Source organism: Pseudomonas sp. GW821-FHT09C08 (genome assembly GCF_059418125.1).
The window spans coordinates 640956-662260 of record NZ_JBWKPG010000003.1; the positions used below are offsets into that span (position 1 = coordinate 640956).

The window sequence follows — 21305 nt, forward strand, 5'->3', positions numbered from 1 at the left end:
CAGGAGAAATTCCCTATGTTGCATATCTTCTGTCCTCACTGCTTTGAGCTGCGCTCCGAAGAGGAATTCCACGCGTCCGGCCAGGCACATATCCCGCGCCCGCTGGACCCGAACGCCTGCACCGACGAAGAGTGGGGCGACTACATGTTCTTTCGCGATAACCCGCGTGGCCTGCACCACGAGCTGTGGATCCACGCCGCCGGGTGCCGCCAGTATTTCAACGCCACCCGCGACACCGTGACCTACGAAATTCTTGAAACCTACAAGATAGGCACCAAGCCGCAATTCACCGCCAAGGCTTCTGGAGAGAAGGTATGAGCCAGATCAATCGCCTGTCCAACGGTGGCCGGATCGACCGGAACAAAGTGCTGAGCTTCAGCTTCAATGGCCAGAGCTACAAAGGCTTTGAAGGCGACACCCTGGCCGCAGCCCTGCTGGCCAACGGCGTCGACATCATCGGTCGCAGCTTCAAGTATTCCCGCCCGCGCGGCATCTTCGCCGCCGGTGCCGAAGAGCCGAACGCGGTGCTGCAGATCGGCGCCACCGAAGCCACCCAGATTCCCAACGTGCGCGCTACCCAACAGGCGCTGTACCAAGGCCTGGTCGCCACCAGCACCAACGGCTGGCCGAGCGTCAACAACGACATGATGGGCATTCTCGGCAAGGTCGGCGGCAAGCTGATGCCGCCGGGTTTCTACTACAAAACCTTCATGTACCCGCAGTCGTTCTGGATGACGTACGAGAAGTACATCCGCAAGGCTGCCGGCCTGGGCCGCTCGCCGACCGAGAATGACCCGGACACCTACGACAACATGAACCGTCACTGCGACGTGCTGATTGTCGGCGCCGGCCCTGCCGGTTTGGCCGCTGCACTGGCCGCCGCGCGCAGCGGTGCCCGCGTGATCATCGCCGACGAGCAGGAAGAGTTCGGCGGCTCGTTGCTGGATTCGCGCGAGAGCCTCGACGGTAAGCCGGCCACCGAGTGGGTCGCCAGCGTCATCGCCGAATTGAAAGCCCTGCCGGACGTGGTGCTGCTGCCTCGCGCGACCGTCAACGGTTACCACGACCATAACTTCCTGACCATTCACGAGCGCCTTACCGATCACCTCGGCGACCGTGCGCCGATCGGCCAGGTGCGCCAGCGTATCCACCGTGTGCGTGCCAAGCGCGTGGTGCTGGCGACCGGCGCGTGCGAGCGCCCGCTGGTGTACGGCAACAACGATGTGCCGGGTAACATGCTCGCCGGTGCGGTCTCGACTTACGTGCGCCGCTACGGCGTGGCGCCGGGCAAGAAGCTGGTGCTGTCGACCAACAACGACCACGCCTATCGCGTGGCGCTGGACTGGTTCGACGCTGGCCTGCAAGTGGTCGCCGTGGCCGATGCGCGTCACAACCCACGCGGCGCGCTGGTGGAAGAGGCCCGCGCCAAAGGCATTCGCATCCTCACCGGCAGCGCCGTGATCGAGGCCCGTGGCAGCAAGCACGTGACCGGCGCCCGCGTGGCGGCCATCGACGTCAAGGCGCATAAAGTCACCAGCCCCGGCGAGTGGCTGGACTGCGACCTGGTCGCCAGCTCCGGCGGCTACAGCCCGGTGGTCCACCTGGCTTCGCACCTGGGCGGCAAGCCGACCTGGCGTGAAGACATCCTCGGCTTCGTCCCGGGCGAAGCGCCGCAGAAGCGCGTGTGCGTCGGTGGTATCAACGGCGTCTACGGCCTCGGCGATTCCCTGGCGGATGGTTTTGAAGGCGGCGTGCGCGCGGCCAGCGACGCCGGTTTCGCGCCGGTGGAAGGCACCTTGCCGAAAGCCTTGAGCCGTCTGGAAGAGCCGACACTGGCGTTGTTCCAGGTGCCCCATGAGAAAGCTACCGCGCGGGCGCCCAAGCAATTTGTGGATTTGCAGAATGACGTCACCGCCGCCGCCATCGAACTCGCGACCCGCGAAGGTTTCGAGTCGGTCGAGCACGTCAAGCGCTACACCGCGCTGGGCTTCGGCACCGACCAGGGCAAGCTGGGCAACGTCAATGGCCTGGCCATCGCCGCCCGTTCGCTGAACGTGACCATCCCGCAGATGGGCACCACCATGTTCCGTCCCAACTACACGCCGGTGACCTTCGGCGCCGTCGCGGGCCGCCACTGTGGGCACATCTTCGAGCCGGTGCGCTACACCGCGTTGCAGGCCTGGCACGTGAAAAACGGCGCCGAGTTTGAAGACGTCGGCCAGTGGAAACGCCCGTGGTACTTCCCGCGTAACGGTGAAGACCTGCACGCCGCCGTGAAGCGTGAGTGCCTGGCCGTGCGCGACAGTGTCGGCCTGCTCGATGCATCCACCCTCGGCAAGATCGACATCCAGGGCTCGGACGCGCGTGAGTTCCTCAACCGCATCTACACCAACGCGTGGACCAAGCTCGATGTGGGCAAGGCGCGCTACGGCCTGATGTGCAAGGAAGACGGCATGGTCTTCGACGACGGCGTCACCGCCTGCCTCGCCGACAACCACTTCCTGATGACCACCACCACCGGCGGCGCCGCGCGCGTGCTGCAGTGGCTGGAGATCTACCAGCAGACCGAGTGGCCAGACCTCAAGGTGTACTTCACTTCGGTCACCGACCACTGGGCGACCATGACCCTGTCTGGTCCCAACAGCCGCAAGCTGTTGAGTGAAGTGACCGACATCGACCTGGACAAGGACGGCTTCCCGTTCATGACCTGGAAGGAAGGCCTGGTCGGCGGTGTGCCGGCGCGGGTGTTCCGCATCTCGTTTACCGGCGAGCTGTCGTACGAAGTCAACGTGCAGGCCGACTATGCGATGGGTGTGCTGGAGAAAATCGTCGAGGCCGGCAAAAAGTACAACCTCACGCCCTACGGCACCGAGACCATGCACGTGCTGCGGGCCGAGAAGGGCTTCATCATCGTCGGCCAGGACACGGACGGCTCGATGACCCCGGACGACCTGAACATGGGTTGGTGTGTCGGTCGCACCAAGCCGTTCTCGTGGATCGGCTGGCGCGGGATGAACCGTGAAGACTGCGTGCGCGAAGAGCGCAAGCAACTGGTGGGCTTGAAGCCGATCGATCCGAACGTATGGCTGCCGGAAGGCGCGCAACTGGTGTTCGATCCGAAGCAGACGATCCCGATGAAGATGGTTGGCCACGTCACCTCAAGTTATGCGCACAACTCGCTGGGTTATTCGTTTGCGATGGCGGTGGTGAAGGGCGGCTTGAAGCGCATCGGCGAGCGGGTGTTTTCGCCGCAGGCCGACGGCAGCGTGATCGAGGCGGAGATCGTGTCTTCGGTGTTCTTTGACCCGAAAGGCGAGCGCCAGAACATCTGACACCTGATCGTTCCCACGCTCCGCGTGGGAATGCATCCCGGGGCGCTCTGCGCCCAAAGAGCGGACGCAGAGCGTCCATGGCGGTATTCCCACGCAGAGCGTGGGAACGATCAAATTCAACACAGGTGCTTTATGACAGCAGCCAATGTTTACCAACAACGCCCCACCACCGGCGCCAAGGCCGAGTCGTCGCTGCACCATGCCGACCTCGCCAGCCTGGTCGGCAAGGGCCGCAAGAATGCCGGCGTGACCGTGCGTGAAAAGAAACTCCTCGGCCACCTGACCATCCGTGGCGATGGCCACGATGCCGCCTTCGCCGCCGGCGTGCACAAGGCCCTGGGCATCGAGTTGCCTGGCGCCCTGCAAGTGATCGTCAACGGCGAAACCAGCCTGCAATGGCTCGGCCCGGATGAGTGGCTACTGGTCGTGCCAAGCGGTGAAGAGTTCGCCGCCGAGAAAAGTTTGCGCGAGGCGCTGGGCGAGCTGCATATCCAGATCGTCAACGTCAGCGGCGGCCAGCAGATCCTCGAGCTCAGCGGCCCGAATGTGCGCGACGTGCTCATGAAGTCCACCAGCTACGACGTACACCCCAACAACTTCCCGGTGGGCAAGGCGGTGGGCACGGTGTTCGCCAAGTCGCAACTGGTGATCCGCCATACCGCTGAAGACACCTGGGAGCTGGTGATTCGTCGCAGCTTCTCGGACTACTGGTGGTTGTGGCTGCAGGATGCCTCGGCCGAATTCGGCCTCAACGTTCAAGCCTGACATGATCGTTCCCGCGCTCCGCGTGGGAATGCATCCCGGGGCGCCCTGCGTCCCAAGAGCGGACGCAGAGCGTCCATGGCGGCATGCCCACGCAGAACGTGGGAACGATCAAGGAGTCATGCACTATGAGCCGCGCACCCGATACATGGATTTTGACCGCCGACTGCCCCAGCGTGCTCGGCACGGTGGACGCGGTCACCCGCTATCTGTTCGAGCAGGGGTGCTACGTCACCGAGCACCATTCGTTCGATGACCGCCTCTCGGGCCGATTTTTTATCCGCGTGGAATTCCGCCAGCCCGACGGCTTTGACGAGCAGGCTTTCCGCGATGGCCTGGCCACGCGCGGTGAAGCCTTTGGCATGATCTTCGAGCTGACGGCGCCGAACTACCGGCCAAAAGTGGTGATCATGGTCTCCAAGGCCGATCACTGCCTGAATGACCTGCTGTACCGCCAGCGCATCGGCCAGCTGTCGATGGATGTGGTCGCGGTGGTCTCCAATCACCCCGATCTCAAACCTTTGGCCGACTGGCACCAGATTCCCTACTACCATTTCCCCCTCGACCCCAATGACAAACCGTCCCAGGAGCGGCAGGTGTGGCAAGTGGTGGAAGACACGGGGGCAGAGCTGGTGATCCTTGCGCGCTACATGCAAGTGCTGTCGCCGGAGCTGTGCCGCAAGCTGGATGGCAAGGCGATCAATATCCACCACTCGTTGCTGCCGGGATTCAAGGGCGCCAAGCCCTATCACCAGGCCTACAACAAGGGCGTGAAATTGGTCGGCGCCACGGCGCATTACATCAACAACGATTTGGACGAGGGCCCGATCATCGCCCAGGGCGTGGAGGTGGTGGACCACAGCCACTATCCCGAGGACTTGATTGCCAAGGGACGGGATATCGAAGGCCTGACATTGGCCCGGGCCGTGGGGTATCACATTGAGCGGCGGGTGTTTTTGAATGCCAATCGCACGGTGGTGCTTTGATGGACGCCTTCGCGAGCAAGCCCGCTCCCACATTCGACCGCATTCCAAAGGTGGGACCCGGTCGAATGTGGGAGCGGGCTTGCTCGCGAAAGGGCCATCAGCAACAACGCAAAAACAGCATCTGTACCCGAGCACTTAAACGCGCTGCCTGCCTGGGCAACGCGGTTCCATAAAAACAACAGCGAGGTGAAAGCATGTCTGGTAATCGTGGTGTCGTGTATCTCGGCAACGGCAAGGTCGAAGTACAGAAAATCGACTATCCCAAAATGCAGGACCCCCGTGGCAGGAAGATCGAGCACGGCGTCATCCTGCGCGTGGTCTCCACCAACATCTGCGGCTCCGACCAACACATGGTGCGCGGCCGCACCACCGCCCAGACCGGCCTGGTGCTCGGTCACGAGATCACCGGCGAAGTGATCGAGAAGGGCAGCGACGTCGAAAACCTCAAGATCGGTGACCTGGTCTCCGTCCCCTTCAACGTGGCGTGCGGCCGCTGCCGTTCCTGCAAGGAGCAACACACCGGCGTCTGCCTGACCGTCAACCCGGCACGTGCGGGGGGCGCCTATGGCTATGTCGACATGGGCGACTGGACCGGCGGCCAGGCCGAGTACGTGCTTGTGCCGTACGCCGATTTCAACCTGCTGAAACTGCCGGACCGCGACAAGGCCATGGAGAAAATCCGCGACCTGACCTGCCTCTCCGACATCCTACCTACCGGTTACCACGGCGCCGTGACGGCCGGTGTCGGCCCTGGCAGCACTGTCTACATCGCCGGCGCTGGCCCGGTCGGCCTGGCTGCAGCGGCCTCGGCACGCCTGCTGGGCGCGGCGGTGGTGATCATCGGTGACGTCAACCCGATCCGCCTGGCCCACGCCAAGGCCCAGGGGTTTGAGATTGCCGACCTGTCCAAGGACACCCCGCTGCACGAACAGATCGCCGCGCTGCTGGGCGAGCCGGAAGTGGACTGCGCCGTCGACGCCGTAGGCTTCGAAGCCCGTGGCCACGGCCATGAAGGCGCCAAGGCGGAGGCCCCGGCCACCGTGCTCAACTCGCTGATGGGCGTGGTGCGCGTGGCGGGCAAGATCGGTATCCCCGGCCTCTACGTGACCGAAGACCCGGGCGCCGTCGACGCCGCCGCGAAAATGGGCAGCCTGAGCATTCGCTTTGGCCTGGGCTGGGCCAAATCCCACAGCTTCCACACCGGGCAGACGCCGGTGATGAAGTACAACCGCCAGCTGATGCAGGCGATCATGTGGGACCGTATCAACATTGCCGAGATCGTCGGTGTGCAGGTGATCAGCCTGGATGATGCACCGCGCGGATACGGCGAGTTCGATGCGGGTGTGCCGAAGAAATTTGTGATCGATCCGCACAAGTTGTTCAGCGCGGCGTAATAAAAAAGGGCGACTTCAAGTCGCCCTTTTCAGTGGTGCGTAAATTCACACCTGGAACGGTCCAGGGCTTCGCAATAGGTGCCTCTCCACTCGCCTCTGGTGGGCGTAAGGTTCCAATCAACGACAGGTGCCGTTACCGAAACGCTGACGTCGTTATTCATGGGGCCTTTGTAGGTGCAAATGACGGCCTTGCTGTTCATGTCGTAACGGGCATCGTGGAAGGTCGAGTCAGTCAGGTCCGACACCGCCGCCTGCGGGTTTTCGCCTGTCCAGGTGAGCGCGTCAGGCTGTGAGGTTTCGTAGCGGTAACCGCCGTTGGCCATTGCCGTTTGCTTGATGTCCTGGATCGGCGGGCAGGTGGAAGTTGCCGCCGCGTGGGCAGGGCCCATCAGTGCGATCGTGACGAACACACCGGCAGACATTGCGCTGTTCATGGCCCACCTCCTGTGGCGCGCGGGAAGCTTTATGCTGCGGGTGGTTTTGCGTCGTCGGCTACTGTGAGAAATCACAGTTTTCTAGAACAGATCGCGATTAATCGATGGGCTTTTATCGCGAGACACGCAAAAGGCCAACTCAACGCACTGCCAGCGCGCCCTGATACACCGTCGGCCCTGTCGGCTGTTTGCTCAACGAGCCGCCCTTGGTCTCCGAACTCACCAGTAACGCCACCGGCTGGCGGATGCTTGCCTGCTGGCGCGGGTTGAGACCGATGATGCCTTTGCCGTCTTCCGGCAATAGCCCCAGGGAGACCGGTTTGCCCCCTTCGGGCATGGCCCACAGTTCCAGGCTGCGATCGGGCTCGGGCGCTGTTGTGGCGATCGGTTCGACTTCGAGGTAATCCTTGTGCGCCATGACCTGCGCCGCCGGCTGCTGGGTGGTGGTCACCAGGGTGGCGGCAGACTTGACGTTGTCCTGGGTGTAGAACGCGCCGCCGAGGCCGGCGATCACGGCCACGCAGACGCCGATGAACAGGCGCGGACGGCTCCAGAAAGGGGGTTTGGGCTCGATGATAGTGGGGCGTGTCGCGCTCATGAAGAGGGTCCTGACAGGGCTTTCAGTCCTGTCATGGACCCTGGTTTACGCGATGGGTTCCTGAACCGGTTGGCGCTCAAAGTGATGCCAATTGGCCCTGATACAGCACCGGTCCGGTCGGCTGCCCGGTGGGCGAACCGCCGCGCGGCTCCAGGCTCACGGCCAGGGTCAGCGGTGCGGCAAGCAAGGCTTGCTGTGCCGGGCTCAGCTGAATCCGGCCCCTGCCTGCCGTCGGCACCAGGCCCAGCGAGATCGGTTTGCCACCGGGCTGGATGGCCCACAATTCCAGGTCGCGCGTCGGCTCAAGCGCGGCCAACGCCAGCGGCTCCACTTGCAGGTGATCGGCAAACGCCTTGATCTGCAGCGCCGGTTGCTGGTTGGCAGCGACGAGTGTGGCGTTGTATTCCACGCCCAGGTCGCGTTGGTACAGCACGCCCACCAGCACCGCGATGACAATCCCGAAGGCGGCCGCCCATAGCCGCAGGTTCAGCCACAACGGTTTCTTCGCCGGCAGGTGCAGGACCTGCGGCTCGATCCGCGCCTGGATGCCTTCCCACACGTGATCGGGCACCGGCCGTTCGGGCAGGGTCCCGGTCAGGCTGGCCAGGGCCGCCTGCCAATGGCCGAGTTCCACGCGCAATGCGGCGTCGTCGAGCAGCAGGGCCTCAAACCGGCGGCGGGCGGTAGCGGGCATCAGGCCGATGGCGTAGTCGCCCGCCAGGGCGCGGCGCAGGGGAGTGGTCTGGTAGTTCATGATTCAAGGCACCTGCGCAGGCGTTCCATGCCGCGACGAATCCAGGACTTGACCGAACCCAGCGGCGCGGCCAGATGGTCGGCCAATTCCGAGCACGACAGGCCCTGGAAGTAAGCCACGGTGATCGATTGGCGCTGCATGCCGTCGAGCGTGTCGAGGCAGCGGTTCAGCGCGCGGGCCTCGCGCTCGCTGTCGAGCTGTTCGAAGGTACTGGGGCCGTCATCGAGCAGGGCGTCCTGTTGGCCATCTGCCAACGGTTGTTCACGGCGTTTGCGCAGTTGGTCGATGGCCAGGTTGCGGGTGATGTTCACCATCCAGGTCATCGGCGCCGCCAGGTGGGCCTCGTAGCGCGAGGCGTTGTACCAGATACGCACGAAGGCTTCCTGCAGCACCTCTTCAGCCAGGTCCGGGCGCCCCATGAAACGCAAGGCAACGCCGTGCAGCCGCGGTGAAACCGTACGGTAGAGGGTTTCGAACGCCTGGCGGTTGCCCAGGGCGCATTGGGCCAGCAGGGGCCGCAGCGGGTCAGCGTCGGAAGTGGAAATAGGGCTTCTCCAGGCCCTGGCGACAGGGCGGTGGGACTGCACGTGCAAGCGGTGGCAGGCAGAGGGTAGTCCAGGTTGCGCGTGCGTTCCATTCACCGGCGTCGTCCTCAACAGGTGTGTGGGGGTTATACGCAGCAGACGGGGGATTGGATGCACTGGGAACAATCCCCCGGGCTACCCAGTCAAACGCCTGCTTTCGCACCTATATCCAGAGGTTGTTTCGATGAAGATTTCACGCGGTTTCGCCCTTTCCTGCCTGATGACCCTGGCGGCCGGCCCGGTGTTCGCCGCAGGGTTCAGCCTTGGCGATGCGGCCAATGCCATTTCCGGCATGCAGGGGGGCAACAACAAAGCCGCTGCCGCCGCACCGTCGTCCGAGACGGCCGGCCTGCTGAGCGCATTGACCTCGCAATTGAATGTCACCCCCGAGCAAGCGGTCGGCGGCACCGGCGCGATGCTCGGCCTGGCCAAGAACCAACTGAGCAGCACCGACTACTCGCAACTGGGCAAGAGCGTGCCGGGCCTGGATCAGCTGTCGGGCAACAACGCGTTGGGCAGCCTCGGGGCCTTGAGCGGGATGCTCGGCCAGACCGGCGGCAGCAAGACCAGCGGCCTGGATGGCCTGCTGGGTAATGTGAAAAACACCAATGACCTGAACACCGCGTTCAGCGCACTGGGCATGGACAGCGGCATGGTCGGCCAGTTTGCCCCGGTGATCCTGCAGTACCTGGGCGGCCAGGGCGCCAGCAGCTCCGTGTTGGGCAAACTGGCCCAGGCGTGGGGCACCGGCAGTTAAGGGTTTTCCGCGCGCAGTTGGGCGATGCGCGCGTCTTTCTCCAGCCAGAGCTGGTTCACCCAGTTCTGGACGGTCTGGCGAAACACCGGATCGTTTTCGTAATCGCCCTGCCACAACGCCGGATCCAGCTCGCGGGTCTGGATATCGATGATCACCGTCGGCACCGAGCCGCAGATCAAGTCCCAGAAGCCCGGGATCTTCTCCTGGGGATAGACGACCGTAACGTCGAGCACGGCGTCCAGTTGTTCACCCATCGCCGCCAATACAAACGCCACGCCACCCGCCTTGGGTTTGAGCAGACGCTCGAACGGCGAGGCCTGCTGTTTGCGCTTGGCCGGGGTGAACCGCGTGCCTTCCAGGTAATTGACCACCGTCACCGGCTGGCGCTTGAACAGCTCGCAGGCCTCTTTGGTGATCTTCAGGTCCTGGCCGGCCAGCTCGGGGTGCTTGGCCAGGAAAGCCTTGGTGTAGCGCTTCATGAACGGGTAATCCAGCGCCCACCAGGCCAGGCCGAGGAAGGGCACCCAGATCAGTTCTTTTTTCAGGAAGAATTTGAAGAACGGCGTGCGCCGGTTGAGGGCCTGGATCAGCGCGGGGATATCCACCCACGATTGATGGTTGCTGATCACCAGGTAGCTGGTGTCGCCGCGCAGGTCGCCGCCGCCGCGAATGTCCCAGCGGGTCGGGATGCACCACGAGAAAATAAGCTTGTCGATCTCGGCCCAGGTCTCGGCGATCCACATTACCGCCCAGGATGCGTAGTCGCGAAAACGTCCGGGAGCCACCAGCTTGAGCAGGGCAAACACCATCAATGGCCCGAACAGCACCAGGGTGTTGAGCAACAGCAGCAGGGTAACGAAACAGCCGGTGAGCAGGCGGCGCATAAGCAACTCTTGGGATCGTGTGGGCGGGTCATGATAAGAGAGCTTGGTCTGCAGGCCAAATCTCAAATCACCGGACGAATGTTTCACAATGTGCCCGGTATGCTCGGATCAGCTAACTAAGTGCCCCCTTTGCGGTCTAGAATCCGCCTACTTCTTTCCGAGGAACCACTTCGTGAAACTGCTCCTTGCCTCGCTCGCCCTGGTTGCCCTGCCCGTCATGGCTGCCGAGCCGACCCTTTACGGTCGCTACGAATACATCCAGTTGCCGGAGATCGGCGAAACCTTCAAGGCCAAGATGGACACCGGCGCGCTGACCGCTTCGCTGTCGGCCCGTGACATCGAGACCTTCACCCGTGACGGCGACGATTGGGTGCGCTTCCGCCTCGGCGGCAAGGACGCCAGCAACAAAGTCTACGAACACAAAGTGTCGCGCATCAGCAAGATCAAGAGCCGCGCCGACGAAGACGACGACAAGGACGAAGCCAGCGTGGCCAAGCGTCCGGTGATCGACCTGGAAATGTGCCTGGGCGACGTCAAGCGCACCGTCGAGGTCAACCTGACCGACCGCAGCAGCTTCAACTACCCGTTGCTGATCGGCGCCAAGGCCCTGCGCGAGTTTGGTGCAGCGGTGAACCCGGCCCGTCGCTATACCGCTGACAAACCGGACTGCTGATCGAACCCATGCCGCACATCCTGATTGTCGAAGACGAAGCGGCGATAGCCGACACGCTGATCTTTGCCCTGCAAGGTGAGGGCTTCACCACCACCTGGCTGAGCCTTGGCCAGGAAGCGCTGGCCTATCAACGGCAAACACCGGCCGACCTGATCATCCTCGACATCGGCCTGCCGGATATCACCGGCTTTGAGACCTGCAAGCAATTGCGGCGTTTCAGCGAAGTGCCGGTGATGTTCCTGAGTGCGCGCGATGGCGAGATCGACCGCGTGGTGGGCCTGGAGATCGGCGCCGACGATTATGTGGTCAAGCCGTTCAGCCCGCGGGAAGTGGCGGCGCGGGTGCGGGCGATCCTCAAGAGGGTCGGCCCTGGCGTGGCTCCCGCCGTGTTCCAGGTTGACCTGGAGCGCATGCAGATCAGTTATCGCGGCCAACCCCTGAGCCTCACGCGCCATGAGTTCCGCCTGCTGCAGAGCCTGCTGGAGCAACCCGAGCGCGTGTTCAGCCGCGAGCAGTTGCTGGACGCGGTGGGCGTGGCGGCGGATGCCGGCTACGAGCGCAATATCGACAGCCACATCAAGAGCCTGCGCAGCAAATTGCGTGGCATTGCGGCGGACGCCGAGCCGATCCAGACCCATCGCGGCCTCGGCTACAGCTATAGCCCGGGCAACAGCTGATGCGCCTGGGGCTGCGGATTTTCCTGGTGTATGCGCTGTTCATCGGCCTGACCGGCTACTTCGTGCTTAGCACGGTGATGAAGGAAATCCGCCCCGGCGTGCGCCAGTCCACCGAAGAAACCCTGGTGGACACCGCCAACCTGCTGGCCGAGATCCTGCGTGATGACGTGAAAAACCACACCCTCGGCCAGAGCCACTGGCCGCAGCTGCTCAAGGCCTACGGCAATCGCCAGCCGGGCGCGACCATCTGGGGCCTGCCGAAAAACCAGGTCAACCACCGTATCTACGTGACCGATGCCAAGGGCACCGTGCTGCTCGATTCCAGCGGCGAAGCGGTGGGCCAGGACTACTCGAAATGGAACGACGTGTACCTGACCCTGCGCGGCGAATACGGCGCGCGTTCCACCCGCAGCGAACTGGACGACCCGGCCTCATCGGTGATGCACGTGGGCGCGCCGATCCGCGATAACGGCCAGATCATTGGCGTGGTCACGGTGGCCAAGCCCAACAGCTCACTGCAGCCGTATGTCGATCGCACCGAGCGGCGGCTGCTCTGGTACGGCGCCGGGCTGGTGGTGCTTGGCCTGTTGCTGGGGGCAGTGTTGTCATGGTGGCTGAGCAGGGCCCTGCACCGGTTGACGGCCTATGCGCAGGCGGTCAGCGAAGGCCGGCGTGCCGAGTTGCCGCATTACCGCGGCGGCGAGCTCAAGCAGCTGTCCACCGCCGTGGAGCATATGCGCACGCAGCTGGAGGGCAAGGCCTACGTCGAGCATTACGTGCACACCCTGACCCATGAATTGAAAAGCCCATTGGCCGCGATTCGCGGCGCGGCGGAGCTGTTGCAGGGCGATATGAGCCGCGAGCAACAGCAGCGTTTCGTTGGCAATATCGACAGCGAGAGCGCGCGCCTGCAGCAGTTGATCGAGCGCCTGCTGAACCTGGCGCAAGTGGAGCAACGCCAGGGCCTGGAAGAACAGGTCAGCCTGCCGTTGGCCGGCTTGGTCGATGAGGTTCTCTTGGCCCAATGCGCGCGTATCGAAGGCGCCGGCCTGCACATCGAACAAACGATCGGCGCCGACGTGAAAGTGTTCGGCGAACCTTTTCTGCTTCGCCAGGCCCTGGGCAATCTGCTCGAGAATGCCCTGGACTTCACCCCGTCCGGCGGCACCTTGAGGTTCAGTGCGCAGACACAGCACCACGCGGTGCAGGTCAGCCTGTTCAACCAGGCCGCGCCGATTCCCGACTACGCCTTGCCGCGTCTGAGCGAGCGATTCTACTCCTTGCCACGCCCGGCCAGCGGGCGCAAAAGCACTGGCCTGGGCCTCAACTTTGTCGAGGAAGTGATGAAGCTGCACGGCGGCGCGTTGCAGATCGGCAATGTGCCGGGTGGCGTCCAGGTGGTGCTGCATCTCCACACAGTCTCCACATTGCCCACATAAATCCCCCACACGCGCGGCTCATGCTCTGCCCATCAAAACAGGGAGAGACCCATGAACCGCAGCCTGCTTTTCAAACTTGGCGCGATTGCGCTGCTGATCCTGCTGTTGCTGATTCCGTTGCTGATGATCAACGGCATTATCGGCGACCGCCAGCAACTGCGCGACGGCGTCCTGATGGACATTGCGCGCAGCTCCAGCTATGCCCAGCGCCTCACCGGACCGGTGATGGTGGTGCCGTATCGCAAGACCGTGCGCGAGTGGAAACTCAATGAAAAGCTCAACAAACGCTACGAGGTCACCCGTGAGGAGCGCGGTCGCCTGTATTTCCTGCCGGACCGTTTCGAACTCGACGGCAAGGTGCAAACCGAACTGCGTGCCCGGGGCATCTACCAGGCGCGGCTGTTCCATGCCGACACCCGCATCAGCGGGCGTTTCGAGCTGCCTGCGCAGTTGGGGATCACCGAAGACTTTGCCGATTACCGCTTCGAACCGGCATTCCTGTCGGTGGGCATCAGTGATATTCGTGGTATCGAAAACGCGCTGAAACTCGAGCTGGGCAGCCAGCGCCTGGAGTTCTCGCCGGGCTCCCAAGTGGACTGGCTGGGAGAGGGCGTGCATGTGGCACTGCCCGAACAGGACAGCAAAAAACCGGCCGTGGTGGACTTCGCTTTCGACCTGCGCCTGCAAGGCACCGAACAACTGCGAGTGGTGCCCGTGGGCAAGACCAGCCAGGTCTCGCTCGCCTCCAACTGGCCGCACCCCAGCTTCATCGGCAACTTCCTGCCGACCCAGCGCGAAGTCACCGATCAAGGCTTCAGCGCCAGCTGGCAGACTTCGTTCTTCTCCACCAACCTTGAGCAGGCCCTGCAGACCTGCCTGGACAGCCAGGGCTGCAACGACTTCAACAATCGCAGCTTTGGCGTGAACTTCATCGATCCGGTGGACCAGTACCTCAAGAGCGACCGCGCGATCAAATACGCGCTGCTGTTCATTGCCCTGACCTTTGCCGGTTTCTTCCTCTTCGAAGTGCTCAAGAACCTGGCGGTGCACCCGGTCCAGTATGCGTTGGTGGGCTTTGCGCTGGCGTTTTTCTACCTGCTGCTGTTGTCGTTGTCCGAGCACCTGGGCTTTGCGCTGGCCTACCTGATCTCGGCGAGTGCCTGTGTGTTGCTGATCGGATTTTATGTGTGCCACGTGCTGCGCAGCGTCGCCCATGGCCTGGGCTTTTCCGCTGGATTGGCGGCGTTGTATGGCTTGTTGTACGGGTTGTTGAGTGCCGAGGATTACGCGCTGCTGATGGGCTCGCTGTTGCTGTTTGGCCTGCTGGGGACGGTGATGGTGCTGACGCGCAAATTGGATTGGTACGGCGTGGGCAAGCGCAAGGTCGCCGAGCCGTTGCAGTTCGACCTGGAGGACGTGCAATGATCGGCTTGCGTGAGGATCAGCGAGTGAAGGCGCAGTTGGTGGCGAGGATCAACCGGCTGTTCCCCGTGGTTGTGGCGGGCGAGCCTCCTGTCGTGAGCGGGTTTTCTGTGGCGAGCGGGCTTGCCCCGCGTTGGGCTGCGCAGCAGCCCCAAAACCTGACATGAGTTTCATCGGATAAAACGCGGTGACCTGATGGGGCCGCTTCGCAGCCCAACGCGGGGCAAGCCCGCTCGCCACAGGGAGTTCGGTCACCACAAGATGCCCGCTCGCCACAGGGGCAGATGGCAACAGGGCTATACCGGCGGCTGGGTCTCCAGCATCGAAGGCCGCTGGCTGACCTCGGCGTACCAGGCGGCCAGCTGTGGGTTGGCCGCGCGCCAGTGCATATCGGGGTGGCGGAAGTCGAGGTAGGCGAGGGCGCAAGCGACGCTGATCGAGGCGATGTCGAAGTGGCTGGTCAGCTCGGCGATGGCGTCCTGTTCCAGCTCGGCGAGGGTGCGGCGGATCTTGTTGCGTTGCTCGTCGAGCCACGGCGCCCAGTGCTTTTCCGCCGGACGCAGGGCCGACTCGTAACGCACCAGTACGGCCGCATCCATGATGCCGTCAGCCATCGAGGCCAGGGTCAGGCGCCGCCAGCGGGCCGAGCCGTCGCGGGGGATCAGCGGGTTGCCGACATGCTGGTGGTCGAAGTAATCGAGGATCACCCGGCTGTCATGCAGCACGCTGCCGTCAGCCAGGCGCAGGGCCGGGATCTTGCCCACGGGGTTGCCTTGCACCACCTGCGCATCCGGGTTGACCGGCGTCGGCATGCAGCCGTGCAGCGCCACGCGGTCCTGCTGGCCGGTTTCGATCAGCAGCACGCGAACTTTGCGAACAAACGGTGAAGCGGGGTTGTGGAACAAGGTCATGCTGGGCACAGACATGGGCATTCCTCTGGAGGGGCGAGCGGGCTCGCGAAGGACGCTTACGATAGCGCAGTGCATCAGATTTGACGCGGTACTCTCAGGGTTTTCGCCGGCAAGCCGGCTTCCGCAGGAGGGCCCATACACCGATCACCGCAGGTATCCCAAGCCCCACCCAACTGAGCGAATCCCACCACCCATCCCCCAGCAACGCCGCAAACAACCCGGCGGCGCTGAGCAGGCCAATCCCCAGCGGAATGCCAAACACTTTCCAGAAATTCGACTGCCGTGGCTTCATGCCTTGCCCGCCTTGCGCCTGACGATCCACAGGTAAATCCCGCTGATCAGCACGATGATGGTCAGCACATCCAGTACCGCCCAGAGGACTTTCATCGGCATGCCGCCGTAATCGCCAAAGTGCAGGGGCTGGGACATGCCCATGGCGTCCATGTACCACGGCCGTTCGGCGATGGCGGTGACGGCCAGGGTGCTGGCGTCGATCAGCACCGGCGTCAGCAGGTGGGAGGTCAGGTGCGTGCTGCCCTTCATGAACACCGCGTAGTGGTGCTCGCTGGAAAAGCGTGTGCCGGGGAAGGCAATGAAGTCCGGCTGCATGCCGGGCGCGGCCTGGGCGGCAATGCTCAGCAGCTCGGTGGCGGGCGCGCGCTGGGTCAGCGGCGGGGCATGTTTGTACGGCTCGATCATGGCGCTGAGGCTGTCCTGGCGCCAGGCTGCGATGATCAGGTCGGCACAGGCGCTGATCACGCCGGTGACGCCCACCACCAGCGCCCAGGTCAGGGTGACCACGCCGATCAGGTTGTGCAGGTCGAGCCAGCGCAGGCGGGTGGATTTGTCCTGGCGCACGGTGGCGAACTTCAAGCGGCGCATGAAAGGCAGGTACAGCACCGTGCCCGACACGATGGCCAGCACAAACAGAATGCCCATGAACGCCAGCAATAACTTGCCCGGCAGGCCGGCGAACATATCCACATGCAGGCGCAGCAGGAACAGGGTCAGCCCGCCATTCGCGGAGGGCATTTCGACAGCGTCGCCGGTGCGCGCATCAAGCATGAAAGTGTGCGACGAGTTGGGTTCGGTGCCGGCCGTCGCAGCCATGATCGCGATCACACCGTTCTTGTCGTCCTCGTCCCACGCCAGGTATTGCATGGCTTCGCCAGGGCGATGGGCCTGCGCTTTGGCCACCAGCTGTTCAAGGTTGAGCTGCGGCGTATCGGCGGGCATCTGCGCCAGTTCTGGCTCGTTGCCCAGCAGGTGATCGATTTCGTGGTGGAACACCAGCGGCAGCCCGGTCAGGGCGAGCAGCAGCAGGAACACCGTGCAGACCAGGCTGGTCCAGGTGTGGATAAAGGACCAGCGGCGGATGGTTTTACTTTTCATTTTCCAGCCTTCAGGCGCACCAAAGCCGCCCCGGAGGACGGCCTGATGGTTAACTCAGTCGATTACCACTGGTAGGTGGCACTGGCGACGACGCTGCGTTGGTCGCCGAAGTAGCAGTAGGAGCCATCGCAGGTGGAAATGTAGTCCTTGTTGAACAGGTTGGTGGCGTTGAGTTTCACCGAGGCGCCTTTGAGGCTGTTGTCCAGGCGGCCGAGGTCGTAGTGAACCGCGCCGTCGAACACGGTGTAGGCGTTGGCCTTGCCCGTCCAGGTGTTGCCTTGGTCGCCATAAGTGTTGCCGGTGTAGCGCGCGCCGAAGCCGATGCCGAAGCCATCGAGTACACCGGTGTGCCAGGTGTAGTCGGTCCACAGCGAGGCTTGCTGGTTGGGGATCAGTTGCAGGCGGTTGCCTTTGTAGATACCGGTTTGCACTTCGGACTTGGACAGGGTGTAGGCGGCGATGACCTTGAGGTTTTCGGTCACGTCGGACACCGCTTCCAGTTCCAGGCCCTTGACCTTCACTTCGCCGGCCTGGTCGGTGATCGATTGGTTACCCGCGCCGATCCGGGTCACCAGCACGTTTTTCTGGGTCAAGTCGTAGACCGCCGCACTCAGCAGCGTATTGGAGCCAGGTGGCTGGTACTTGATCCCCAGTTCCCATTGCTTGCCTTCGGTGGGCTTGTACGACTTGACGGGGTCGACGCTGGCGTTGCTCGCCGGTTGGAACGACTCGGCGTACGACAGGTAGGGCACGAAGCCCGAATCGAACACATAGCTGAGCGCCGCGTTGCCGCTGAAGTTCTTGCTGCGGTCAGTGTTGGTCGCGTCCAGCTTGTTGAAGTAGGTGGTGCCCTGGTGCACCCAGTCCTCACGCCCACCCAGGGTCAGGCGCCAGTTGTCGAGGGCCATCTGGTCTTGTGCGTAGAGGCCGGTCTGGATGGTTTTCTGGTTGTAGTCGTAGTACGGCGTGACGTCCGTCGGGCGCAGGGTGGGCACGGTGTTGATCGGGTTGAAAATATTGATGTTCGACGCCGTGCCGTAGATCGTCCGGAAGGAGGTGTCGGTGCGCTGGTGGTCCAGGCCCAGCAGTACCGTGTGGGTGATGTCGCCCGTGGCGAAGTCAGCCTGGAAATTGTTATCCACTGCGAACTGGCCGATGTCCTCGTCAACGTTGGTGCTCGAGCGGCTGATATTGCCGTTGGCGTCAGCCGGGGAGTAGATATAGGAACCGACCGTCAGTTGCTGGAACGACAGCTCAGACTTGGTATAGCGCAGGTTTTGCTTGAACTGCCAGGTATCGTTGAAGCGATGCTCGAACGCATAACCCAGGGCGTAGTAGGTGCGGTCGTAGAACTCATAGTCGGGGTCGCCGAGGTTCTTGTGGTGGGAAACCTCGCCTTGGGGGAGCTTGATCTTGGTGCCCTGGATCGGCAGAAATTGACTGGTGGTGCCAGTATCGTCACGCGTGAACTGCGACAGCAGGGTCAGCTTGGTGTCGGTGTCGATGTTCCAGGTCAGGCTCGGCGCGATGTTGTAGCGTTTGTTGTCGATGTGGTCGACCTGGGTGCCGGCATCGCGCACCACGCCGCTGACGCCATAGAGGAACTGGCCTTCATCGTCGATCTTGCCGGTGCTGGCGAAGTTGATCTGGCGGTAGTTGTCACTGCCGTATTGCACCTGGATGGCATTGCTCGATTCGGCGCTCGGACGGCGGCTGACCATGTCCAGCAGGCCGCCTGGCGGGGTCTGGCCATACACCGACGAGGCCGGGCCGCGCAGCAGGGCGATGCGGTCGAGGTTCCAGGTCTCGGCTTTGGGGTTGGCATACACGCCGCGCGGCAGGGGCAGGCCGTCGAGGAACTGGGTGGGTTCGAAGCCGCGCACGCGCATCCAGTCATAACGGGTGTCGCTGCCGTAGCTGGCGGACACGATGCCGGGCATGTATTTGACCGCGTCATCCAGGTTCTGCACGTTGCGGTCCTGCATCTGCTCGCGGGTCGCCACGGAGATCGAGCGCGGCGCTTCCACCAGGGCGGTGTCGGTCTTGGTGCCGGCGGCGGTGCGTGTGGCCAGGTAGCCTTGCACCGGGCCCCAGGCGCTTTCCTGGTTGCCCTCTTGCCCGGTGATGTTGGTGACCGGCAGCGCCATCACGCCTTCCGGGATCGCCACCAGGGAATAAGTCCCCGCACTGCTTTGCTCCAACTGCAGCCCGGTGCCACGCAGTGCCTCACGCAGCGCGCCCGGGGCATCGAACTGGCCCTGGACCGGCGCCGAGGTCTTGCCCGATGCCAACGCCGGGTTGAGGGTCAAGGCCAGGCCGGCCTGGCTGGCGATCTGGTTCAGGGTGCTGGACAGCGGCGCAGCCGGCAGGTTGTACGCGCGCACGCTGGCGGACTGCTCGGCGGCGATCAGCGCGGTGCTCGCCAGCGGCGTGCAAAGGGCAATCGCCACGGCTAACAGGCTGGGGCGCAACAAGGTGTCTAGCGTGCGGGACATGGGCGGCTCCTGAATGGAAGTAATTCGCAATTGCCTATGTGCCGAGCGAGAATCGAAAAGTGATAGGGCAGGATCAAAATATTTTTTGTGGTGGGTTTGAGGGCCTCATCGGGGGCAAGTCGAATCGTCGTACCGCCCCTCCCACATTTGAGGTATTCGCACATCAACCTGTGGGAGGGGCGGTACGACGATTCGACTTGCCCGCGATAGCCATGGCCCAGGCCCCGCCTGAGCTAAGGCTTGGCGGTCACCGTCACCCACCACGGCGTGTGCTGCTGGATCTGCACCGGCAGGGTCGGCAGCAGCGCGTTGAGGGCCAGGTCGGTGTCATGCAACGGGAAGCTGCCGGTGATGCGCAGGTCCGCCACGCTTTTATCCACACCCAAATGACCGGTGCGGTAGCGGCCAAGCTCGGCCACCACATCGCCGAGACGGGCGTTTTCGACCACCAGCATGCCGCGCGTCCACGCATCGGTAGCGGGGGTGACGGCCAGCGTAGGACTAAGGCCGTCACTGCGCATCAGCACTTGCTGGCCTTCCTTGAAGATCTGTTCCTGCGGCAATGCCTCGGGCTGGGCGCCCACTGCCGACTGCAGCACGCTCAGGCGCGTGGCGTGGTCTTCGCGCTTGACGATAAACCGCGTGCCCAGCGCCCGCAGGTTGCCGTCGCGGGTTTGCACGTAGAACGGGCGCGCATCGTTGTGGCCGGTCTCGATGAGGATTTCGCCTTCCTGCAGCACAATCAGCCGGCGCTTGTCATCGAAACGCACATCGATGGCGCTGTGGGTATTGAGGTTGATCAGCGTGCCGTCCGCCAGTTTCAGCGTGCGCTGTTCACCGGTGGCCGTGCGTTGGTCGGCCAGCCAATAGTGGATCGGCACGTAGCGTTCGCCGGCAAACAGCGCCAGGCCGCACACCAGCGCAATGCTCGCCAGGCCGCTGCCGAGTTTGCGCACGCGCTGGCGAATGCCCTCGCGCGACTGCAGCAACGCCACCCGCGCCGGGCCCGAGGCCACGCTGAAGCGCTGGTCGAGCATGCCCAGTTGGCGCCAGGCGCGGGCGTGCTCTTCATCGCTGGCTAGCCATTTGTCGAATTCCTCGCGCTCCACCGCGCTGCCGTCGCCCGAATCCAGCGACAGTTGCCAGGCGATCGCCGCATCCAGCACACGGGCCGACACGGGTTTGGAACTGATCACGCTCACAGCGGCTCGCCATACAGGGCGATGTAGCACTGGCGAATGCCCTGGGCCAGGTATTGGCGCACGCGCGGCACGGAGACGCCGAGGCGCTGGGCGATTTCCGCGTGGCCCAGGCCATCCAGGCGGTTGTAGAGGAAGGCCGCGCGGGCCTTGCTCGACAGCTTGCCGAGCAGGCGGTCGATGGCCTTGAGGTCTTCGAGGATCAACTGCTGTTCTTCGGGCGACGGGTGTTCGCTTTCCGGGATCAGCATCAATTCGCTGAGGTACGCCTGTTCCAGCGCTGCGCGACGGAAGTAGTCGAACAACAACCCTTTGGCGATTGCCACCAGGAAGGCACGCGGCTCGCGGGGTGCGCGCAACTCGTCACGGCCGAGCAGGCGCATGAAGGTGTCCTGGCTCAGGTCCTCGGCGCGGCTCGGGCAGGCCACATTGCGCCGCAGCCAGGCCAACAGCCAGCCACGATGGTCGCGATACAACGCGCCAACAAGCTCACTGTGTGGGTTCTGGACCGACGACAAGGCATCACCGAATAAACAAGAGGTTTAAACTAACGAGAATTATTCGCGATTGTGTCAGAGGCGTGGGGTGGGCGCAATTGGCGTCTGTCGGGAG

General features: G+C 63.4%; 21 protein-coding genes. 10 read left to right on the forward strand and 11 right to left on the reverse strand.

Going from position 1 to position 21305, the window contains the following annotated elements:
* Positions 1 to 15 precede the first annotated feature (15 nt).
* The 5 genes from AC07OJ_RS13995 to fdhA all read left to right on the forward strand — a co-directional run bounded on the left by AC07OJ_RS13995 (position 16) and on the right by fdhA (position 6474).
* Positions 16 to 318 carry a sarcosine oxidase subunit delta gene (locus AC07OJ_RS13995; protein ID WP_065904766.1) on the forward strand — a complete coding sequence of 101 codons (303 nt, stop codon included), beginning with the start codon at positions 16 to 18 and terminating at the stop codon, positions 316 to 318.
* Positions 315 to 3332, forward strand: coding sequence for a sarcosine oxidase subunit alpha (locus AC07OJ_RS14000; RefSeq protein ID WP_495094671.1), 3018 nt, complete (start codon positions 315 to 317; stop codon positions 3330 to 3332). Before AC07OJ_RS13995 ends, AC07OJ_RS14000 begins: the two co-directional genes overlap by 4 nt.
* A gap of 132 nt (positions 3333 to 3464) precedes the next feature.
* Positions 3465 to 4097 (forward strand): sarcosine oxidase subunit gamma, encoded by a 633-nt coding sequence (locus AC07OJ_RS14005; protein ID WP_065904762.1) that lies wholly within the window; start codon positions 3465 to 3467, stop codon positions 4095 to 4097.
* A gap of 125 nt (positions 4098 to 4222) precedes the next feature.
* Positions 4223 to 5080: a formyltetrahydrofolate deformylase gene (gene purU, locus AC07OJ_RS14010; RefSeq protein ID WP_005792124.1), complete on the forward strand. Its 858-nt coding sequence runs from the start codon at positions 4223 to 4225 to the stop codon at positions 5078 to 5080.
* 194 nt (positions 5081 to 5274) lie between these two features.
* On the forward strand, positions 5275 to 6474 hold the full coding sequence (gene fdhA, locus AC07OJ_RS14015) for a formaldehyde dehydrogenase, glutathione-independent (RefSeq protein ID WP_034116135.1): 1200 nt from the start codon (positions 5275 to 5277) through the stop codon (positions 6472 to 6474).
* 29 nt (positions 6475 to 6503) lie between these two features.
* On the opposite strand, the gene AC07OJ_RS14020 is transcribed toward fdhA, so the two are convergent.
* The 4 genes from AC07OJ_RS14020 to AC07OJ_RS14035 form a co-directional block, all read right to left on the reverse strand.
* Positions 6504 to 6908 (reverse strand): hypothetical protein, encoded by a 405-nt coding sequence (locus AC07OJ_RS14020; RefSeq protein ID WP_495094672.1) that lies wholly within the window; start codon positions 6906 to 6908, stop codon positions 6504 to 6506.
* Positions 6909 to 7047: 139 nt separating this feature from the next.
* On the reverse strand, positions 7048 to 7506 hold the full coding sequence (locus AC07OJ_RS14025; RefSeq protein ID WP_065904758.1) for an anti-sigma factor: 459 nt from the start codon (positions 7504 to 7506) through the stop codon (positions 7048 to 7050).
* A 76-nt stretch (positions 7507 to 7582) separates the two neighbouring features.
* The gene (locus tag AC07OJ_RS14030; protein ID WP_065904756.1) at positions 7583 to 8260 is read right to left on the reverse strand and encodes an anti-sigma factor; all 678 of its coding nucleotides are present in this window, start codon (positions 8258 to 8260) and stop codon (positions 7583 to 7585) included.
* Positions 8257 to 8901, reverse strand: coding sequence for an RNA polymerase sigma factor (locus tag AC07OJ_RS14035; protein WP_371920610.1), 645 nt, complete (start codon positions 8899 to 8901; stop codon positions 8257 to 8259). The genes AC07OJ_RS14030 and AC07OJ_RS14035 overlap by 4 nt, the downstream gene beginning before the upstream one ends.
* Positions 8902 to 9028: 127 nt before the next feature.
* On the opposite strand from AC07OJ_RS14035, the gene AC07OJ_RS14040 reads away from it, so the two are divergent.
* Positions 9029 to 9601, forward strand: a complete 573-nt coding sequence (locus AC07OJ_RS14040; protein ID WP_065904752.1) for a DUF2780 domain-containing protein — start codon at positions 9029 to 9031, stop codon at positions 9599 to 9601.
* On the opposite strand, the gene yihG is transcribed toward AC07OJ_RS14040, so the two are convergent.
* Positions 9598 to 10485: a 1-acylglycerol-3-phosphate O-acyltransferase, YihG family gene (gene yihG / locus AC07OJ_RS14045; protein WP_495094673.1), complete on the reverse strand. Its 888-nt coding sequence runs from the start codon at positions 10483 to 10485 to the stop codon at positions 9598 to 9600. The two genes, AC07OJ_RS14040 and yihG, sit on opposite strands and share 4 nt — an antisense overlap.
* Positions 10486 to 10657: 172 nt before the next feature.
* Here yihG and rloA2 point away from each other — a divergent pair, with 172 nt between their 5' ends.
* The 4 genes from rloA2 to creD are packed head-to-tail and all read left to right on the forward strand — an operon-like array spanning position 10658 to position 14699.
* Positions 10658 to 11158, forward strand: a complete 501-nt coding sequence (gene rloA2 / locus AC07OJ_RS14050) for a retropepsin-like aspartic peptidase RloA2 (RefSeq protein WP_065904748.1) — start codon at positions 10658 to 10660, stop codon at positions 11156 to 11158.
* An 8-nt stretch (positions 11159 to 11166) separates the two neighbouring features.
* Entirely contained in the window at positions 11167 to 11835 is a 669-nt protein-coding gene (gene creB / locus AC07OJ_RS14055) for a two-component system response regulator CreB (protein ID WP_065904742.1), read from the forward strand.
* Positions 11835 to 13274 carry a two-component system sensor histidine kinase CreC gene (gene creC / locus AC07OJ_RS14060; protein WP_065904741.1) on the forward strand — a complete coding sequence of 480 codons (1440 nt, stop codon included), beginning with the start codon at positions 11835 to 11837 and terminating at the stop codon, positions 13272 to 13274. The genes creB and creC overlap by 1 nt, the downstream gene beginning before the upstream one ends.
* 51 nt (positions 13275 to 13325) lie before the next feature.
* Complete coding sequence (creD, locus tag AC07OJ_RS14065) at positions 13326 to 14699, forward strand: cell envelope integrity protein CreD (protein ID WP_495094674.1); 1374 nt, start codon at positions 13326 to 13328, stop codon at positions 14697 to 14699.
* Between the two features lie 293 nt (positions 14700 to 14992).
* Here creD and AC07OJ_RS14070 read toward each other — a convergent pair whose 3' ends face one another.
* The 6 genes from AC07OJ_RS14070 to AC07OJ_RS14095 all read right to left on the reverse strand — a co-directional run bounded on the left by AC07OJ_RS14070 (position 14993) and on the right by AC07OJ_RS14095 (position 21211).
* Positions 14993 to 15622: a glutathione S-transferase family protein gene (locus tag AC07OJ_RS14070; RefSeq protein ID WP_106802450.1), complete on the reverse strand. Its 630-nt coding sequence runs from the start codon at positions 15620 to 15622 to the stop codon at positions 14993 to 14995.
* Between the two features lie 79 nt (positions 15623 to 15701).
* Positions 15702 to 15899 carry a hypothetical protein gene (locus tag AC07OJ_RS14075; RefSeq protein ID WP_106802451.1) on the reverse strand — a complete coding sequence of 66 codons (198 nt, stop codon included), beginning with the start codon at positions 15897 to 15899 and terminating at the stop codon, positions 15702 to 15704.
* The gene (locus AC07OJ_RS14080) at positions 15896 to 16999 is read right to left on the reverse strand and encodes a PepSY-associated TM helix domain-containing protein (RefSeq protein ID WP_065904730.1); all 1104 of its coding nucleotides are present in this window, start codon (positions 16997 to 16999) and stop codon (positions 15896 to 15898) included. The genes AC07OJ_RS14075 and AC07OJ_RS14080 overlap by 4 nt, the downstream gene beginning before the upstream one ends.
* Before the next feature lie 62 nt (positions 17000 to 17061).
* Positions 17062 to 19494, reverse strand: coding sequence for a TonB-dependent siderophore receptor (locus tag AC07OJ_RS14085; RefSeq protein WP_495094675.1), 2433 nt, complete (start codon positions 19492 to 19494; stop codon positions 17062 to 17064).
* Between the two features lie 233 nt (positions 19495 to 19727).
* Complete coding sequence (locus AC07OJ_RS14090; protein WP_495094676.1) at positions 19728 to 20696, reverse strand: FecR domain-containing protein; 969 nt, start codon at positions 20694 to 20696, stop codon at positions 19728 to 19730.
* Positions 20693 to 21211, reverse strand: coding sequence for an RNA polymerase sigma factor (locus tag AC07OJ_RS14095; RefSeq protein WP_065904725.1), 519 nt, complete (start codon positions 21209 to 21211; stop codon positions 20693 to 20695). Before AC07OJ_RS14095 ends, AC07OJ_RS14090 begins: the two co-directional genes overlap by 4 nt.
* Positions 21212 to 21305 lie beyond the last annotated feature (94 nt).

Bases quoted from the DNA above. Each gene is read 5' to 3' on its own strand.
- AC07OJ_RS14020 (WP_495094672.1), bottom strand. From the start codon at position 6,908: ATGAACAGCGCAATGTCTGCCGGTGTGTTCGTCACGATCGCACTGATG.
- creC (WP_065904741.1), top strand. From the start codon at position 11,835: ATGCGCCTGGGGCTGCGGATTTTCCTGGTGTATGCGCTGTTCATCGGC.
- AC07OJ_RS14070 (WP_106802450.1), bottom strand. From the start codon at position 15,622: ATGTCTGTGCCCAGCATGACCTTGTTCCACAACCCCGCTTCACCGTTT.
- AC07OJ_RS14000 (WP_495094671.1), top strand. From the start codon at position 315: ATGAGCCAGATCAATCGCCTGTCCAACGGTGGCCGGATCGACCGGAAC.
- AC07OJ_RS13995 (WP_065904766.1), top strand. From the start codon at position 16: ATGTTGCATATCTTCTGTCCTCACTGCTTTGAGCTGCGCTCCGAAGAG.
- yihG (WP_495094673.1), bottom strand. From the start codon at position 10,485: ATGCGCCGCCTGCTCACCGGCTGTTTCGTTACCCTGCTGCTGTTGCTC.
- creD (WP_495094674.1), top strand. From the start codon at position 13,326: ATGAACCGCAGCCTGCTTTTCAAACTTGGCGCGATTGCGCTGCTGATC.
- purU (WP_005792124.1), top strand. From the start codon at position 4,223: ATGAGCCGCGCACCCGATACATGGATTTTGACCGCCGACTGCCCCAGC.
- AC07OJ_RS14080 (WP_065904730.1), bottom strand. From the start codon at position 16,999: ATGAAAAGTAAAACCATCCGCCGCTGGTCCTTTATCCACACCTGGACC.
- creB (WP_065904742.1), top strand. From the start codon at position 11,167: ATGCCGCACATCCTGATTGTCGAAGACGAAGCGGCGATAGCCGACACG.
- AC07OJ_RS14075 (WP_106802451.1), bottom strand. From the start codon at position 15,899: ATGAAGCCACGGCAGTCGAATTTCTGGAAAGTGTTTGGCATTCCGCTG.
- AC07OJ_RS14040 (WP_065904752.1), top strand. From the start codon at position 9,029: ATGAAGATTTCACGCGGTTTCGCCCTTTCCTGCCTGATGACCCTGGCG.
- AC07OJ_RS14085 (WP_495094675.1), bottom strand. From the start codon at position 19,494: ATGTCCCGCACGCTAGACACCTTGTTGCGCCCCAGCCTGTTAGCCGTG.
- AC07OJ_RS14030 (WP_065904756.1), bottom strand. From the start codon at position 8,260: ATGAACTACCAGACCACTCCCCTGCGCCGCGCCCTGGCGGGCGACTAC.
- AC07OJ_RS14005 (WP_065904762.1), top strand. From the start codon at position 3,465: ATGACAGCAGCCAATGTTTACCAACAACGCCCCACCACCGGCGCCAAG.
- fdhA (WP_034116135.1), top strand. From the start codon at position 5,275: ATGTCTGGTAATCGTGGTGTCGTGTATCTCGGCAACGGCAAGGTCGAA.
- AC07OJ_RS14025 (WP_065904758.1), bottom strand. From the start codon at position 7,506: ATGAGCGCGACACGCCCCACTATCATCGAGCCCAAACCCCCTTTCTGG.